This window comes from Rhodococcus sp. ACS1 (assembly GCF_002300155.1).
Taxonomy (GTDB): Bacteria; Actinomycetota; Actinomycetes; order Mycobacteriales; family Mycobacteriaceae; genus Rhodococcus_F; species Rhodococcus_F koreensis.
In genome coordinates, this window is the sequence record NZ_NSDZ01000005.1 from 867133 (window position 1) to 884091 (window position 16959).

Sequence of the window (16959 nt, forward strand, 5' to 3'; positions counted from 1 at the left end):
GGTCTACGACGTGGTGTCCCGCCCGAGCGGCAGCCCGTCCTCGAGGAATTCCAGTGCGCGCAGGGCGAGCGGCAGATTCCCCGGCAGCAGATCGACCACACCGAGGACGACGCCGACGATGGCCCCGGCGAGCGCGCGGACCTCGAAGTCGTCGGCGGTGCGCCCGACCCTGCGCGCCGTGACGCCCGCGATCATGTCGATGCTGCGCACCATCTCCTGCATGATGGCCCCGCGCAGTTCCGGGACCGAATACATCAGTTCCTGACGCGTCCGCTCGAACTCCATGTCCGCCTCGGACAGACCGGCGAACACGGACTCGGCGGCCTTCCGGAACGCGGTGATCAGCGGGACGTCCGGCGGTTGCGCCTCGATGGCCTCGATCATGGGCGGATCGAGATCGTCGGCGAGGACCAGTTGTTCCTTGGTAGGGAAGTAGCGGAAGAACGTGCTCGGCGACACGTCCGCGGCCTCCGCGATCTGCTCGATCGTGGTGTCGGCGTAGCCCTGTTCGTGGAACAGCCGAAACGCCTCGGCGCGGATGGTCAGCCGGGTGCGCGCCTTCTTCCGCTCCCGGAGGCCTGGTCGGGCATCAGTGGACATGTACCGATTCTGACTCATCCTGCGCAGGGGCCGGGGTATCGCGGGGCGTGAAACGCGCTGCGAGCACGACCGCGACGGCGCAGATTCCCGCGCAGATCCACAGCATGAGGCTCATCCCGGAGACGAACGACGCCTGGACGTGCGCGAGCATCGACGGGTCGCCGGTTGCCTTGGCCACCGCGACGCCGGCGTTGACGCCGTCGCGGACCGGATTCACGTCCAGTTCGCCCAGTTCGGACCGGTACCGGGTGGCGAGGACGGTGCCGAGCACCGCGACCCCGATCGTGCCGCCCGCCTGTCGCAGCGCCTGGATCAGTGCCGAGCCGGAACCGGAACGTTCGGCGGACAACGCCCCCAGGGCGGCTCCCATCGCAGCGGGCATCACAAAACCCATTCCCGCGCCGACGAGCGCGATCCACGTCGCGGTGAACCAGTACGCGGAATCGACGGACGTCAGGGCGCCGGTCGCGAGACCTGCGGTGAGCAGTGCGAACCCGATGACGATGACCGGCCGGGCGCCTGCCCGCCGAAGTAGTTGGTCGCAGAGCCGGGTGCCGACCAGCAGTCCGCCGATCAACGGCAGCAGGCGGAGTCCGCTGCCCAGCGCGTCCACCCCGAGCACGGCCTGAAAGTACTGCGGCACCGTGAAGAACAGCCCGAACATCCCGAAGTTGACGAGCGTCGTGAAGATCGTGCCCCAGCGGAATCCGGGGCTGGCGAACAACGACGTGTCGATCAGCGGATGCCGTGACCGCCGTTCCCACATCGCGAACAGCCCGAGCACGACCACGGACGCCGCGATCGACGTCAAGGCCAGTGCGTCGCCCCAGCCGTCCTGGCCAGCCTTGATGAAACCATAAGTGAGGCTGAGCAATCCGAGCGACGACAGCACGGCGCCGAGGTAGTCGGTGGTCGACCGCTCCTCGCTACGCGATTCCGGCACCAGGGTTGCGACGGCGATCGCGCCGACGACGACCAGGGGCACGTTGATCAGGAACACCGATCCCCACCAGAAGTGCCCGAGCAGCCAGCCGCCGAGGATCGGACCGAGGGGCAGTCCGATCGCGGTGGACGTCACCCAGATGGTCAGTGCCCGCGACCGTTCGTCGGCGTCGGGGAACAGGACGGGCAGCACCGCCATCGACAGCGGCATCATCACCGCGGCTCCCAGCCCCAGCAAAGTGCGTCCGGCGATCAGCTGACCCGACGTGCTCGCGTAGCTGCAGAGCAGCGACGCGGCACCGAACAGGACGAGTGCGCCGAGCAGCAGTTTCTTGCGGCCGTACCGGTCGCCGAGTGCCCCGGCAGGCAGGAGAGCCGCGGCGAGGACCAGCGTGTATGCGGAACTGAACCACTGCAATTGCGAGTTGTCCGCTCCGAGATCGACCGCCAGCGTGGGCAGCGCCACCGTCAGGACCGTGATGTCGAGACCGATGGTCAGCATGGCCACGGACAGGGCGCCGAGCGCCCACCAGCGGCGCGGGGTGACTTCGATGACCGTCGTTTCACTCATGACAGCTCCACTCGAAAGGAAGTTACTATATTTTGATAGTAACTCTCACTTTGTGGCTGTCAAGGGGCGGCAGTGCTCAGCGTCGGCGTAACTGCAGCGTGAATCCCTCCGGCATGAGGGTGAGCCGCTCGGCGACCTTCAGGCGGTAGCCGGGGTCGCCCACGATGTCGTACCGGCGCAGGATCGTGCCGAGAACCAGCACCGCCTCGTGGAGGGCGAACTGCCGTCCGATGCAGGCGCGCTCGCCGGTCCCGAACGGCTTGTACACGTGCGCGGGACGGGACCGGATGCGCTCGGGCAGGAAATGGTCGGGGTCGAACGCCTCCGGGTCGTCACCCCACGCGGGGTCGCGGTGCAGCGCGGGTATGAGGACGAGGACCCAGTCGCCGACCTTCATCGGGTACTTGCCGACGAGGGTCGTGTCGACCGTCGCCTCCCGGCCGTACGCGGGCGCCGTCGGCCACAGCCGCAACGATTCGTCCAGCACCCGGCGCACGTAGCGGAGCTTGGCGACCTGCTCGAACGCGGGTTCCTCGTCGCCCCACACCGCATCGACCTCCGCCTGAGCCTTCGCGAGGACGTCGGGATGCCGCGACAGGTAGTACAGGGCGAAGGACAGTGCACCGGAGGTCGTTTCGTGTCCGGCGACCAGGAACGTCACCACCTGGTGGCGGATGTTCAACTCGTCGATCCGGTGGGGGTCGTTCTCCCGGGCCGCCCGCAGCATGAGTTCGAGCAGGTCCTCGGGGCCGGCCTCGGCGCTGTCGCGGCGGGCGCGGATCACCTCGTCGACGACCTCGGCCATGTGTTCCAGGTTGGCGACGTTGCGGCGATCCGACCGCCGGACCAGCAGGCGTCCGAGCGCCGTCGACTTCACGAACGTGGTGCGCTGCGAATGGCTGAGCGCGCCGACCATTGCCTGCACGAATGGGTGCGGGCGCTCGCGTCGGAAGGAATCGAAGGAATAGCTGAACCCCGTCCGGCCGATGGTCTCGAGCGTCAGCTTCGTCATGTCGGACGACACGTCGACGGGGGAGTCGCCCACGCGCTCGTCCCAGTGCTCCGTCAGTTCGCCGGCAACGTCGAGCATCGTGCGGTGATACGAGCGCATCGCGGATTTCGTGAACGCCGGTGCGAGGAGGTTGTGTGCCTTGCCCCAGTTCGGCTCGTGGTTGTACGCGGTGAACAACCCGTCGCCGCCGACCTCACGCAGCGACGCGACGCCGGGTGCCAGGTGCTTCGCGAACCGGGATTCGTCGGAGAGTTCCGCGACCATGTCGGCGCCGGAGGCGAACACGAACCGGTTGCCGAGAATGTCGCGTTCGAAGATGGGCCCGAGTTTTCTGCCGATCTCCATCGAATTCTGCACGGGAGTGCGGATGCTGATCCCGAACACGTCGCCGAAGACGGGAAGCCGCCATCGGGGATGCGGAATCGTCGCCTCCGCTGTGCTGTGCAGTGATCCGACGCTCATTGTCGACCCCCGTGTCGATGTGGCCCGCGTTACTGAATTGATGTCTAGTACGCAAGGTACGCCTTACTGAACCGGTGTCAAGCAGTACGGTGGCTGGCATGACCAGCGCCCGCCGTCGACTCGCCCCGGAGCAGCGGCGCGCGCAGTTGCTCGACATCGGCGCGCGGTTGTTCGCGGACCGCCCCTACGAGGATGTCTGGATCGAGGAGGTCGCGGAACTCGCCGAGGTGTCGCGCGGATTGATGTACCACTACTTCCCGACGAAGCGGGATTTCTTCGCCGCGATCGTCGAACGCGAATCCGAACGACTCCTCGACGTGACGGCCCCCGACTCCACACTCCCCGTCGAGGAACAGGTCGCGGCCGGACTCGACGCGTACTTCGAGCACGTCGCGAGCCACCGGCACGGAGTCCGGGCCATCAACCGCGGCGCGCTGTCGGCCGACGCCGACATCCGGGCCATCGTCGACCGGGAACTCGACGCGCAGCAGCGCCGCATCGTCGACGCGCTCGATCCGCCCGCCGGCGAGCGCGAACTCGTCGGCGTCGCCGTGCGCGGCTGGATCGCCTTCGTCCGCGCCGTCTGCATGGACTGGCTCGACCACCCCTCGATCGCCGAGAGCGAGCTACGGGAACTCTGCCTCCGCTCGCTGCGGGGCATGCTGAGTGGACGGCTCGACTGAGCCGCTCGTCTCGACGACGTCAACATGTCGATCACGTGTAGCCAAACACTGGCACTTAAATAAATCAGTTGATATATTTAAGCCGAAATCCGTTCCGTGATCAAGGAGATCCCGCATGAGTGCACCCACCGTTACGTCGCAGGGCCGAACGAATCCGGTGAAGACCGAGACGGAACTGCGTCGTGAACTCGCGGCGGTGTACCGACTGCTCGCGCATTTCAAGATGACCGACCTGATCTTCACGCACGTCTCGGTCCGGCTGCCCGGGCCCGAACATCACTTCCTCATCAACCCGTACGGCCTGCTCTTCGAGGAGATCACCGCCTCCAACCTGGTGAAGATCGGACTCGACGGCGAACTCGTCGAACCGTCCGAATATCACGTCAACCCTGCGGGATTCGTGATCCACGGCGCGATCCACGAGGCCCGGACGGACGCGCAGTGCGTGCTGCACACCCACACGAAGGCCGGGTGCGCGGTGGCCGCGCAGGAGCAGGGCCTGCTGCCGCTGAACCAGATCTCGATGGAGTTCTACAACCGGGTCGGCTACCACGACTACGAGGGCATCGCCCTCAACACGGCCGAGCGGGTGCGGTTGGTCGAGGACCTGCGCGATCACCCCGCGATGATCCTGCGCAATCACGGACTGCTCACCGTCGGCGAGTCCGCCGCCGAGGCGTTTCTGCGAATGTTTTACCTGGAGAAGGCGTGTGACATCCAGATCGCCGCCCAGGCATCGGGCGACCTGCGCGTTCCATCGCCCGAGATCGCCGAGCATACGGCGCGGCAGTTCGCCGGCGAGGCCACCGACGACTTCGCCGACGACCAGGCCTACGAGATGGCGTGGGCGGCGCTGCTGCGGATGCTGGACCGGACCGCCCCCGAGTACAAGGACTGAACAGCGCCACAAGGACTGACAGGGGCAATCACATCCCCGGTGAGGCAACGACTCCCACCGGGGATGCGCCCGTCAGGACCGCGGCGACGTTGCGCGCCGACTGCTCCGCCAGCGTGCGCGCGACCTGCGGCGAGTACCACGCGGCGTGCGGGGTGATCACGAGGTTGGGGATGTGCAAGATCGGATCATCCTGTGCGGGAGGTTCGTTCGGAAGGACGTCGACGGCAGCACCGGCCAGGTGCCCGCTGCGCAGTGTGGCTCCGAGCGCGTCGTGGTCGACGAGTCCGCCGCGGGAGACGTTCACCAGATACCCGCCGCGCCGCATCGTCGCCAGCGCACGCTCGTCGATCAGCCCCTGCGTCTCGGGGGTCAGGGGAACGTGCAGACTCAATACGTCGGAGCGGCGCAGTAGTTCCTCGAACCCGACCACCTCGATGCCGTCGGCCGCCAGTTCCGCGGTGCGGTCGCTCAGCCCGCGACCGCTGACGAGCACGGTCATCCCCACCGTCCGGGCCCGCACCGCGAGCGCGCCGGCGATCCGGCCGAAGCCGTAGAGGCCCAGCACGGTTCCCGCGATGCGCCGCGGTGGTGCGGCCGTGACGTCCCACCCGCCGGCGCGTACGGAGCCGTCGAGGGTGTGGGTGGATCGGATCAGTCCGAGGGCGAGCGCGAACGCGTGGTCCGCGACCTCCTCGGTGCAGTAGTCCACTGCCCGCGTGACCCACAGGCCGCGTTCGTGCGCCGCCGACACCGGCAGGTGGTCGTACCCGGCGGAGGTGGCCGACAGTAGTCGCAGGTCCGGGAGTGCCGACAGGTGACGCGGCTCGAGTCCGGTGTTTTCCGGACCCACCAGCAGGGCGACGACACCCGGTCCGGACGGGAACTCGGACTGATGAATCACCTCCGCGGAAATACCCGCGGCGGCAAGAGAATCGGACAGCACTTCGGCCGGGATGAAGCCGTCGAGGACGACGACACGGTCGGTCATGTGCCCACCGCTCCCGCTTCTTCGGTGGTGCGTCGCACGGCGGCGTCGACGCAGCGCGCGGCCGCGTCCCCGGTGCTGATCGCTTCCATCACAACGGGATCCAGGATGGCCTGCAGTGCAAGCCCGTCGGTCAGCGCCACCAGTGCGACGGTGACGGCGTCCGCGTCGAGGTCGGCGGAGACGATGCCCTCCCGCTGTGCGGCGACGACCGCCTCGCGCACGACGCCGCGCCAGCGGGCGAGGAAGCCCGCGATCTCACCGCGGGCCGTGTCCTCGGCCGCCCCCTCCGCATAGAAGAACAGGAAGACGCGGGTCATCGCGAGTCGGCGTTCGTCGAGCGGCAGGATGCTGGCGGTGATGTTCCGCAGCTTCTCGATCGGACCGGCGCCCTCCTCCTCGAGGATCGCCCGGTACAGGTCGCCCTGGATGTCGCCGGCCCGGCGAAGCGCCCCGAGGAGCAGTTCGTGCCGGGACCCGAAGTAGTGGTTCAACACTCCGGTCGACCATCCGCTCTCCTCCGCCACCGCCCGCGTGGTGACGGCGGAGATTCCTTCCCTGGCGATCAACGCGAGAACGGCGTCGGCGAGCGTTTGTCTCCGCTCGTCGTGGTCGACGATCTTCGGCACGATCATTCCTCCCGCTCGTGCGCACTCACCCTCGTGCGCCGGTGTCCCTCAGGCTATCGGTGTCGATGTGCTCGCACCGCTCGGTGTCGATGTGCTCGCACCGCTCGGTGCCGGGACCGGAACCGGCTCTTCCTCGTCCTTTCCCGACACTCGCGCGTTCCACACCGACATCACGTTCGCCGGGGTGGGCTCGGTGAACAGGCTGGTCGCGACGAATACCACCAGGGCGCTGACGAGTCCCACGTACACCGGTTCGTTCGCCATGACGTCGCCGACGACGAACATCGTGGCGATGGTCGCGAGGGTGCCCACCGCCATGGCCGCCATCGCGGCCGTTCCCGTGGCGCGCTTCCAGACCAGTCCGCCGAGGATGGGGACGAGGAGTCCGCCGACCAGGATGTCGTAGGCGATCGTCAGCGCGGAGACGATGTCGTTGATGAGCGCGGCGATCACGATGCTGACGAGGCCGATCACGATCACGTAGAGACGGTTGCCGCGCACGTCGGCTTCCGGGTCGGACGTGTCCAGTTCGGGCCGGGTACGGCCGAAGATCTGGGCGACCAGCGGAAGGACGTCCTGCCGGGCGACCGTGGCGGTCGCGATCAGCGCGCCGGACGCGGTCGACATCATCGCGGCCACCGCGGCGGCGAGGACGATGCCGCTGAGGCCGACTGGCAGGACGTGGACTGCGACGTCGGCGTACACGTCGTCGGACGAACCGATGTCGGGCATGAGGGCGGATGCGGCCAGACCGATCAGCGCGCCCGCGACGCCGTACAGCAGGCAGTAGATGCCGGCGGTGACGCCGCCCCACCGTGCGACCTCGGGCGACTTCGCGGTGAACACGCGCTGCCAGATGTCCTGACCGATGAGGATGCCGAGGGTGTAGACGACGAAGAACGTGATGATGGTGCCGGTGCCGATGGTGCCGAGCCCGAGTGCCTGTTCGCCCACGCGCTCCTTGATGCCGGCGTACCCGCCCGCCTTGCTCCACGTGAACGGCAGCAGCAGGACGAAGACGCCGATGGTCTTGATGACGAACTGGACGACGTCGGTGAGCGTGATCGACCACATGCCCCCCATCGCGGAGTAGGCCACGACGATGAGGCCGCCGAGGACCACCGACAGCGTCCGGTCGAAGCCGAACAGCACGTTGAAGATGGTGGCGTAGGCAATCGTGGACGTGACGGTCAGCATGAGCGTGTACGCCATCATCACGAGACCGGACGCGCCGGTGGCGTCGATGCCGTACCGGAGTTTCAGCATCCCGGAGACGGTGTAGACCTTCAGGCGCTGGATTCGCGCCGCGAAGAGCAGGCTGAGCAGCAGCACGCCGGCGGCGATCGACACGACCAGCCACATTCCGGAGATGCCGTACTTGTAGCCGAGGCCGACGCCGCCGACGGTGGAGGCGCCGCCGATGACGACCGCCGCCATCGTGCTGGTGTAGAGGAATCCGCCGAGGCGGCGGCCTGCGACGAGGTATTCGCTGGAGTTGCTCGCCCGGCGTTTGCCCCACCAGCCGAACGCGAGCATCGCGCCCAGGTAGATCAGGATGATGGTGATGTCCATGGTGCGTCCTTCACGTGTCCTAGCGGATCGGTGATGACGGGCGCGGGTCCCGTCGGTGCCGGTCTCGTCAGACCGTTGCCCTAGACGGTAGGAGAACATTGACGTGAAATAAATCACTTGATACAAATAATCACTTCAGAAAATCGTGAAGTAATGGTGCGAGCCAGCTCACACCCTGTTTTCGACCCTCCCGGAGGAGCACGATGCGCAGCTCGCTGCCCGATCTGAAGCTCCTCCAGATCTTCGCGGCCGTCGTCCGGCACCAGGGGTTCGCACCCGCGCAGCAAGAACTCGGTCTGTCCGCGTCGGCGATCAGCACGTACATGAGTCAGCTCGAACGCCACCTCGGCATCGTGCTGTGCCACCGCGGCCGCGGCGGATTCGGTCTGACCAGCAAGGGCGAGCTCTACCACAAGGAATGCCTCCGCATCCTCGGGGAGCTCGAAGGCTTCGAACGCTACGGCGCCGCGCTGCAGGGAGAACTCCGGGGCACCCTCACCATCGGGGTTCTCGATTCCACCGTCACCGACGCCACCCTGCCGCTCGCCGACGTGATCGGCGTGTTCAGCAAGGACCATCCCGCCGTCTACCTCGACCTCAAGATCCAGACGCCGCACGAACTGCAGGTCGGGGTGCTCGACGATCGGATCGACGTCGCGGTCGGCGCGTTCGCGTCACCGATGAACGGCCTCGTCTCCCAGGCGCTGCACCGGGAACAGCATTGGCTGTACTGCAGCGACAAGCATCCGCTGTTCGGCAGGAAGCGGGTGCCGCCCGAGGTCATCACGCAACAGCGGATGGTGACCCGCGGCTACTGGTCCGAGCAGGAACTCGCCCGCCAGGGATTCCCGCAGCCCTCGGCGACGGTGGAGAACATGGAGGCGCAACTCATCCTCGTGCTGTCCGGCGCCTACATTGGATACCTGCCCGAGCACTACGCGGAGTACTGGGTCGACCGGAACCGGCTGCGCCCGATCCTGCCCGCGTCGTTCGGCTATCAGGCGCCGTTCTCGCTGATCTACCGGCGCGGCCGGGCCCGCGAACCGATGGTCCTCACGTTCCGCGAGTTCGTCCGGACCAGCATGGACAGCTGACCGTCGCTCACTCGGTGGGGGAGCCAAGTTCCGCCGACAGCGCACGGCAATGTTCGACCAGGACGAGACCGTGCTGTGCGCACAGCGCGTCGTCGAGGCGGAACGACGGCCCGATGACGCTGAGCGCGCCCACGATCCGCCCCACCGCGTCGTAGATGGGGGCCGCCACACCCGTCGACTGGTCCTCGATGGTGTCGTGGGCGATCGCGTATCCCTCGCTCTGGAGGTCGCCCCGCAGCGCGGCGCCGACGGCCGTGCCCTCGAGCGGCACCGTCTGCCCGACCCAGCCCATGTGCCGGATGGCGTGGGTGCCCTCGATCTGCGCGAGATACAGGGCGGTGCCCTTCGGGCCGTGGGTCGACAGGTACGTGGATTCGCGGGTTCCCTCCGCGATCGCGACCATCGCGGGCCGGGCCCGGGACAGCAGCTGGTTGTCGCTGATCGCCCGGGCGCCGATCTGGAGAAGTCGCGGTCCGGCCCGGTAGACGTTGTCGTCGCCGCGGACCAGGAACTCGCTCTGCTCCATGCTGCGGATCAGGCGCAGCGCGGTACTCGTGGCGAGGCCGGCGGCCTTCGCGGCGTCGCCGAGCGTCAGCCCGCCCTGCTCGGTGATCGCGCCGAGCAGTTCGAAGGTGCGGCTCGCGCTGCGGGTCACATCTCCGGGGGCCATGGGTTCTCTCCTGACGGTCGCGGGTGTCGGCGTGAATCTACCGTGACGCGATCTCGGACAGCAGGGGCTGCCGGTGTTCGTCGAGCAGCGGGCTGCGGCGGACCCCGGGGCGTGCGCTGTCGCCGAACACGACCGGCTGCCGCACGTAGTCGATGGTTCCCGCGACGGGATGCTCGAACGATTCGACGAGTCCTCGGTGCCTGCTCTGCTCGGACGACAACGCCTGTTCGACGTTCCAGATCTCGGAGCCCGCCAGTCCGGCCGCGCCGAGGATCGCGACCACCTCGGCGACCGTCTTGTCCTTCGCCCAGATCTCGATCTCGGTGCGCAGGGCGGGTTCGTGATCGGTGCGGGAGGTGTCGTCCGCGAAACGGTTGTCGCCGAGAAGATCTGCGCGATCCATGGTGTGCGCGAGCTTCTCGAACCCGGACTGGCTGGCGACGGCGAGGACGAACAGGCCGTCCGACGCCCGGTACGTGTCGAACGGGGTGGACACGGGATGGCGATTTCCCACGCCTGCCGGCGCGACCCCGGATGCCTGCAACTGGCTGTGCGCGGTGGGGAGCATGGCCAGCATGCTGTCGAACATGGCGACGTCGAGGTGTTGCCCCACACCCGATTCCCGGGTGCCGACCAGGGCGGAGCTGATGCCCCACGCCGCGAACAGACCCGCGACGAGGTCGCCGAACGACTCGCCGAGCCGGGTCGGCCCGGATTCGGGGGAACCGGTGATGCTCATGATCCCCGACATCGCCTGCACGACGAGGTCGTAGGCGGCCGCGCCCGCGAGCGGCCCGTCCTGCCCGAAACCGGAGATGGACGCGTACACCAGCCGGGGGTTGCGGGCGTGGACGGTGTCGTAGTCGATGCCGAGCCGGGTGGTCACGCCGGGCCGGAAGTTCTCGACGAGGACGTCTGCCGTGTCGAGGAGGTCGAGCAGGACGGCGCGATCCGCTTCGTCCTTGAGATTGAGTGCCAGTGAGCGCTTTCCACGGTTCAGCACGTTGAAATAGATGCTCTCGCCGTCGCGGAACGGGCCGAGGTGCCGCGAGTCCTCGCCGGCGGCGGGCTCGATCTTGACGACGTCGGCGCCGGCGTCCGCGAGCAGCGCCGTGCAGTACGGCCCGGCCAGAACACGGGAGAGATCGACGACGCGGATGCCGTCGAGGGGAGGCAGGGTAGGCATAACGAGCCCTTCTCAGAATTCGGTCGAGCGCGGCGACGGCGCGTTGGAGGCGATGGTGAGCAGCTGGATCTGCGAGGTGCCCTCGAAGATCCGGAGGATCCGGCAGTCGCGGTAGAGGCGTTCGATCTCGGATTCGCGCATGAACCCGGCGCCGCCGTGAATCTGCACGGTCTGGTCGACGATCGAGAAGCAGGCCTCCGTCGCCACGTACTTCGACACCGAAGCGGCGCGGCGCAGGTCCGCTCCGGCGTCCTTCACGTCCGCCGCCCAGTCTGCGGTGACCCGGGAGGCGACGAGTTGTGCGTCGCACGCACCCAGCAGCAACTGGATCGCCTGGAATTCGGCGATGGGGTGTCCGAACTGTTTGCGCTCGGCCGCGTAGGACCGGCCCAGTTCCCAAGCACGCAGCGCGATTCCGTTCGCCATCGCGGCCACGTCGATGCGGGCGCGGTTGAGGGCGGCGAGTGCGATGTTGCCGCCGCGCCCCTCCGTTCCCACCACCGCGTCGTGGGGCAGCACCACGTCGTCGAGGTACACGGTGTAGGTGGGCGCCGATCGGATGCCCAGCTTGTCCTGCGGCTCCGAGTAACTCACGCCGGGAGTGCCCTGGGGGAGGACGAACGCGGTGATGCCACGGAAGCCGGCGGACGGATCGGTCTTGGCGAAGAGGACGACCAGGTCGGCCTCCTTGGCGTTGGAGATGTACGTCTTCGACCCCGACAGGTGCCACCCGTCGTCCTCGCGCCGCGCCGTCGTGCGCATCGACGCGATGTCGGAGCCGGCGTCCGGTTCGGTGAGGGCGAACCCGGCGAGCAGTTCCCCGGACGCGAGGCGGGGCAGCCACCGGTGCTTCTGCTCCTCGGTGCCGCCGACAAGGATCGGCTCGAGCCCCAGGTAGTGCGCGGTGTAGATCGAGGCGAGGGCGGCGTCGGTGCGGGCCACCTCCTCGATGGCGATCAGCTGCGTCTTGGTGGACATGCCCAGTCCGCCGAATTCCTCGGGCACCGAGATCCCCATGAGGTCCTGTTCGCCCAGTCGCTTCACCAGTTCCGCCGGGAACTCCCGCGTCTCGTCCCGGAAGGCCGCGCCGGGGTGGATCTCACGGTTGGCGAAGGCGCGCACTGCGCCGCGGAACTCGGCGGCATCGAGCAGCTGATCGGTCACGGGAACTCCTGTCGGAAGATCGAAATTGCCATCTAGTGAAATAGCAATGCCACTTGGTGGCATACCGACTATGAAGGAGTACGCCGAATTTGTCCAGGGGATGCCGATGCGATCGGCGACCGCGAATGCTGCCGGCTGTCCTTCTTCGGGTTCATCTCGATGAAGTAGTATCGCGGGTGATATCACCTTGGCCTGTCGAAGCAGGCGAAGCTGGTCGCGAGGATGAGGGCGAGTCCTATCGGGTCGGCCAAGTCGTCATCGCCTTCGGCAGGCTTACGAAGGAGGCTGACAATGGCTGACGCAACGCACTACACCTATCGGGTGACCTGGTCGGAAGACGACGGCGAGTTCGTCGGGGCCGTCGCCGAATTCCCATCGTTGTCATGGCTGGCGGAAACGCAGGCCGAGGCACTCGACGGTGTCATCGGTGTCGTCCGCGACGTCCTCGAGGACATGGCGGTGACCGGCGAGCAACCACCAGTGCCGATCGCTGATCGTCCCTACAGCGGCAAGTTCATGGTGCGAACCTCGCCGCAGGTACACCGGAGCCTGGCGATCGAGGCGGAAGAGCAGGGCGTGTCGCTCAACATGCTGATCAACCAGAAGATCACAGCTCCTGCTGTGCCCCAGTCGACAGCCGTCGGCGCCGCCTGAAGAGAGGTCGCCGTGGCAAAGTCATAGAACTTCAACAGTTCTGCACTGCAGGAATTTTCACTCAAGCCGTGGATTCGGTGGGGGCATCTGGGCGCGGACCCGGACGCGACACGGGAGCAGTCGGCGGCCCAGTTCGACGAGAAGGCGGTCCGGGGTTCCTGACCGACAGGATCTCCCCCAACACCGACGGGAGTTACACCGGGGCCGTCTACGTGGGCGGCAGCCAGGTGGGAAGTTTCGGCCTCTCGAGATAGCTGTCCCGGGGCCTGCTACGACAACGAGGCCGCACCTCTCGGGTGCGACCTCGTCGTCACAGTGTCATCGGGGCGTCGGTCAGACGGCCCGCACGTTCTGGGCCTGCGGGCCCTTCTGGCCCTGTCCGACCTCGAACTCCACCCGCTGGTTCTCCTCCAGCGACTTGTAGCCGCTGCCCGAGATCTCGGAGTAGTGAACGAACACGTCCGCGCTACCGTCGTCCGGCGCGATGAATCCGAAGCCCTTCTCGCTGTTGAACCACTTCACAACACCCTGCGCCATACCGTTCACTCCCTGAGTTGCCGCCCGGGATCTCACATCGAGATCCCGTTCGCGTAAATCTCATCCTGTCATCTAGCCGCGCGTGCTTCCAGTGGTAGGCCCACGAATCCTCCGGATCCGAGGCTCCGGGGAGGTCATGGGCGAGAAATTTCCCCCACGGAACCGATGATTCTGCCCGTCGGGGGCGGTCCTACCTGCGACCGATGATCACCTGCAACGAGGAGAACCCGATGAATTCCGCATCGACCGCCACCACCCACGCCCGGACCCTCGACGTTCCCGGTGCCAGGCTGTACTACGAGGTACGGGGCTCGGGTCCCGTCGTGGTGCTCGTCGGCGCCCCGATGGACGCCGACTCCTTCGCGCCCGCGGCCGATCTGCTGGCCGCCGGATACACCGTGCTCACGACGGACCCGCGGGGCATCCGCCGCAGCCCGGTCGACGACCGCGACCGCGATTCCACCCCGGAGATGCGCGCCGACGACCTCGCCCGGTTGCTGATGCACCTCGACGCAGGCCCCGCCGTGGTGTTCGGTTCCAGCGGCGGCGCCGTCAGCGCGCTCGCGCTCGTGCAGGCGCATCCCGACCTGGTGCACACCGTGGTGGCTCACGAGCCGCCGCTGGACGAACTGCTCGACGACCGCGAGCACCTGCGCGTGAAGACCGACGAGATCATCGACGCCCACCTCGGCGGGGACGTCGCAGGGGCGTGGAGGAAGTTCCTGGACCTGGCGAACATCCACCTGCCCGAGGAGGTGTTCCAGCAGATGGTCGGGGATGAGCGGGACGAGCAGACCGAGGCCGACGAGTACTTCCAACACGCGCACATGCTGCGCCCGACCACCCGCTGGTGCCCGGACGTCGCCGCGCTGCGCTCGGCGTCCACCCGCGTCGTGGTCGGGATCGGCGAGGAGTCGGGAGGTCAACTCTGCGACCGGACGTCGCGGGCGCTCGCCGCCGAACTGGGCGTCGAGCCCACACTGTTCCCGGGTGATCACATCGGCTTCGCCCACGACCCGGCCGCGTTCGTCACCCGCCTGCGCGCAGTGCTGCGGGAGGGCTGAGCGCAGGCTCCCCGGGCGATCTCAGCCCACGATCGGAATGCGCTTCGTGGCGATCCGGTGGATGAATCGGGCGGCGGTGCGGGCGGTGCGGTTGTCGATGTCGAACGATGGATTGAGCTCGGCGACATCGACAACCGCGAGCTTTCCGCTGGCGGCGACCGCGTCGCACACGAATTGAATCGTCTCCGCGGGCACGCCGTACGCTGCGGGAGCGCTCACTCCCGGCGCGACCGCGGCGGGGAGGACGTCGAGGTCGATGGTGAGGTAGACGAGATCGACGTCCGACAGGAACTCGCTGACGAACACGGCCACCCGGTGCCGGTCGGAGACCGAGCACTCGTCGTCCAGGAGGTACCGGACGTCGTACCCGCGTGCGGTGTCGAACAGCGCGGTGGTGTTGCTGGGCTGGCTGATGCCGAGCACGGAGTACTGCAGGGTGGTGCCCGCCGCGTGTTCCCGTTCGAGGATCTGCCGGAACGGTGTGCCCGAACTCGGCACCGGATCGGACCGCAGGTCGAAGTGCGCGTCCAGGTTCAGGATCCCGACCCGTTTGCGCGGGGTCCGGACCGCCGCCTGCGCCAGACCGAGGTACGTCCCGAACGCCACCTCGTGGCCGCCGCCGAGGACCACCGGGAACTGGCCGGCGTCGAGCGTCGCGGCAACCACCGCGCCCAGCGCCTCCTGCCCGGCTTCGAGGCGATTGTCGGTGACCGCGACGGTGCCGGCGTCATACGCGCGGAGCGGCTCGGCGAGCGCCATAGACGACAGCGCGCTCCGCAGCGCGTCCGGACCGCGGGACGCCCCGCGGCGCCCCTTGTTCCGTTCCACGCCCTCGTCGCTGGAGAATCCGATGAACACGCAGGCGCCCGGCTCGGCGCCGTCCCGGAGCGGGGTCACCGCCTGGTGCCAGCGGAGGTGGTGACTCGACGTGCCGTCCATCCTGCCGACCCAAGGGGGTGGCGGTATCAACAGGTTCTCCATCATCGCAATGCCCTCGCTTTCTCGTGACCGACGTGCGCGGACCAGGCGAGTTCGCCGCCCCGCCACACATCGCTGACCAGGGGGACGCCGGGCCGGTAGGCCAGGTGCAGGTACGACGGCGCGTCGAGGGAGAGGGCATCGGCCCGCGCTCCGGGACGCAGGACCCCGACGTCGGCGCGTTGCAGCGCGCGGGCGCCGCCCGCCGTCGCCGCCCAGATCGCTTCGTCCGGGGTCATGTGCATGTCCCGCACCGCGATCGCGATGCAGAACGGCAGGCTGGTGGTGTAGCTGGTGCCGGGGTTGCAGTCCGCGCCCAGCGCGACCGTGACCCCGGCGTCGAGCAGGGCCCGGGCATCGGGGTACTTGTTGCGGGTCGAGAAATCCGCGCCGGGCAGGAGGGTCGCCACCGTCGAACTCTGCGCCAGCGCGTCGATGTCGGCCTGCGTGGTGTAGCAGACGTGGTCGACGGACGCGGCGCCGAGTTCGACGGCGAGCTGGACTCCGGGCCCCTCGCGGAGCTGGTTGCCGTGGACGCGGGGGATCAGCCCCTTCGCCATTCCGGCGGTGAGCACGGCGTGCGCCTGATCGCGGTCGAACGCGCCGGTCTCGCAGAACACGTCGATCCATTTCGCCTGCGGTGCACAGGCATCGATCATCTCCGAGCACACCATGGCGACGTAGTCGTCGGCGCGGCCCGCGTATTCCGGCGGCGGAACGTGAGCGGCGAGCAACGTCACCTCGTCGGTGAGGGACGCCGCAATCCGCGTGCTGCGCAGTTCGTGCGCGACCGTCTGCCCGTAGCCGGTCTTGCACTCCACCGTGGTGCTGCCCGACCGCAGCGACTCGTCCAGCAGTCGCCGCGTGTTCGCCTGCAGTTCTTCGTCGGTGGCGTTCCGCGTCGCCTCGATCGTGTTGCGGATGCCACCTGCCGCGTACGGCTGCCCGGCCATGCGGGCGGCGAATTCCTCCGCGCGTTCCCCGCCGAACACCAGGTGCGAGTGGCTTTCGACGAAGCCCGGCAGCACCGCCCGGCCGTCGAGGTCGTGCCCGACGTCCGCGGCGGGCGCCGCGTCGGTGCTGCCGACCCAGGCCACCACGCCGCCGTCGAAGACGACGGCGGCGTCGCGGATCAGCCCGAGCGGACCTTCCCCCACTGTCGGGTCGTTGGTCACCAGGGTGCCGATGCCAGTCAGCGCTGTGGAGCGGGAGGTGTTCGCTGTCACTGCTGTTCCTTCCAGTGGTTCGAAGATACGGT

The 16959-nt window shown here is 67.9% G+C and carries 17 protein-coding genes; 5 read left to right on the forward strand and 12 right to left on the reverse strand.

What is annotated here, in order from left to right:
• Positions 1-3 precede the first annotated feature (3 nt).
• The 3 genes from CJ179_RS24770 to CJ179_RS24780 all read right to left on the reverse strand — a co-directional run bounded on the left by CJ179_RS24770 (position 4) and on the right by CJ179_RS24780 (position 3587).
• A complete protein-coding gene (locus CJ179_RS24770) occupies positions 4-600 on the reverse strand; it encodes a TetR family transcriptional regulator (RefSeq protein WP_072938902.1) in 597 nt (198 codons plus the stop codon).
• Complete coding sequence (locus tag CJ179_RS24775; protein WP_095863193.1) at positions 590-2113, reverse strand: MFS transporter; 1524 nt, start codon at positions 2111-2113, stop codon at positions 590-592. Before CJ179_RS24775 ends, CJ179_RS24770 begins: the two co-directional genes overlap by 11 nt.
• Positions 2114-2189: 76 nt before the next feature.
• On the reverse strand, positions 2190-3587 hold the full coding sequence (locus CJ179_RS24780; protein WP_095863194.1) for a cytochrome P450: 1398 nt from the start codon (positions 3585-3587) through the stop codon (positions 2190-2192).
• A gap of 98 nt (positions 3588-3685) precedes the next feature.
• Here CJ179_RS24780 and CJ179_RS24785 point away from each other — a divergent pair, with 98 nt between their 5' ends.
• Positions 3686-4270: a TetR/AcrR family transcriptional regulator gene (locus CJ179_RS24785; RefSeq protein WP_072938894.1), complete on the forward strand. Its 585-nt coding sequence runs from the start codon at positions 3686-3688 to the stop codon at positions 4268-4270.
• 115 nt (positions 4271-4385) lie between these two features.
• Positions 4386-5168 carry a class II aldolase/adducin family protein gene (locus CJ179_RS24790; RefSeq protein WP_072938892.1) on the forward strand — a complete coding sequence of 261 codons (783 nt, stop codon included), beginning with the start codon at positions 4386-4388 and terminating at the stop codon, positions 5166-5168.
• A gap of 28 nt (positions 5169-5196) precedes the next feature.
• On the opposite strand, the gene CJ179_RS24795 is transcribed toward CJ179_RS24790, so the two are convergent.
• From CJ179_RS24795 to CJ179_RS24805, 3 genes are read right to left on the reverse strand one after another with little or no spacing between them, the layout of a single operon-like run.
• Positions 5197-6156 (reverse strand): C-terminal binding protein, encoded by a 960-nt coding sequence (locus CJ179_RS24795; RefSeq protein WP_095863195.1) that lies wholly within the window; start codon positions 6154-6156, stop codon positions 5197-5199.
• Positions 6153-6788, reverse strand: a complete 636-nt coding sequence (locus CJ179_RS24800; RefSeq protein ID WP_095863196.1) for a TetR/AcrR family transcriptional regulator — start codon at positions 6786-6788, stop codon at positions 6153-6155. The genes CJ179_RS24795 and CJ179_RS24800 overlap by 4 nt, the downstream gene beginning before the upstream one ends.
• 42 nt (positions 6789-6830) lie before the next feature.
• Positions 6831-8354 (reverse strand): sodium:solute symporter, encoded by a 1524-nt coding sequence (locus tag CJ179_RS24805; RefSeq protein ID WP_095863197.1) that lies wholly within the window; start codon positions 8352-8354, stop codon positions 6831-6833.
• A gap of 203 nt (positions 8355-8557) precedes the next feature.
• Between CJ179_RS24805 and CJ179_RS24810 the strand changes: the two genes are divergently transcribed.
• Positions 8558-9448, forward strand: coding sequence for a LysR family transcriptional regulator (locus tag CJ179_RS24810; RefSeq protein ID WP_072938885.1), 891 nt, complete (start codon positions 8558-8560; stop codon positions 9446-9448).
• Positions 9449-9455: 7 nt separating this feature from the next.
• Here CJ179_RS24810 and CJ179_RS24815 read toward each other — a convergent pair whose 3' ends face one another.
• Genes CJ179_RS24815 through CJ179_RS24825 form a run of 3 tightly spaced genes read right to left on the reverse strand, consistent with a single transcriptional unit; the run spans position 9456 to position 12468 of the window.
• Complete coding sequence (locus tag CJ179_RS24815; protein WP_072938882.1) at positions 9456-10118, reverse strand: IclR family transcriptional regulator; 663 nt, start codon at positions 10116-10118, stop codon at positions 9456-9458.
• A gap of 37 nt (positions 10119-10155) precedes the next feature.
• Positions 10156-11304 carry a CaiB/BaiF CoA-transferase family protein gene (locus CJ179_RS24820; protein WP_072938879.1) on the reverse strand — a complete coding sequence of 383 codons (1149 nt, stop codon included), beginning with the start codon at positions 11302-11304 and terminating at the stop codon, positions 10156-10158.
• 12 nt (positions 11305-11316) lie between these two features.
• On the reverse strand, positions 11317-12468 hold the full coding sequence (locus CJ179_RS24825; RefSeq protein ID WP_095863198.1) for an acyl-CoA dehydrogenase family protein: 1152 nt from the start codon (positions 12466-12468) through the stop codon (positions 11317-11319).
• Between the two features lie 291 nt (positions 12469-12759).
• Between CJ179_RS24825 and CJ179_RS24830 the strand changes: the two genes are divergently transcribed.
• The gene (locus CJ179_RS24830) at positions 12760-13122 is read left to right on the forward strand and encodes a type II toxin-antitoxin system HicB family antitoxin (protein WP_095863199.1); all 363 of its coding nucleotides are present in this window, start codon (positions 12760-12762) and stop codon (positions 13120-13122) included.
• Between the two features lie 333 nt (positions 13123-13455).
• On the opposite strand, the gene CJ179_RS24840 is transcribed toward CJ179_RS24830, so the two are convergent.
• Positions 13456-13659, reverse strand: a complete 204-nt coding sequence (locus CJ179_RS24840; protein ID WP_005244612.1) for a cold-shock protein — start codon at positions 13657-13659, stop codon at positions 13456-13458.
• Between the two features lie 230 nt (positions 13660-13889).
• Between CJ179_RS24840 and CJ179_RS24845 the strand changes: the two genes are divergently transcribed.
• Positions 13890-14723: an alpha/beta fold hydrolase gene (locus CJ179_RS24845; protein WP_095863609.1), complete on the forward strand. Its 834-nt coding sequence runs from the start codon at positions 13890-13892 to the stop codon at positions 14721-14723.
• Positions 14724-14744: 21 nt separating this feature from the next.
• Here the strand turns inward: CJ179_RS24845 and hutG are convergent, their stop codons facing one another.
• Positions 14745-15707, reverse strand: coding sequence for a formimidoylglutamase (gene hutG, locus CJ179_RS24850; RefSeq protein WP_072938871.1), 963 nt, complete (start codon positions 15705-15707; stop codon positions 14745-14747).
• Positions 15704-16927 carry an imidazolonepropionase gene (gene hutI, locus CJ179_RS24855; RefSeq protein WP_095863610.1) on the reverse strand — a complete coding sequence of 408 codons (1224 nt, stop codon included), beginning with the start codon at positions 16925-16927 and terminating at the stop codon, positions 15704-15706. Before hutI ends, hutG begins: the two co-directional genes overlap by 4 nt.
• Positions 16928-16959: the final 32 nt, after the last annotated feature.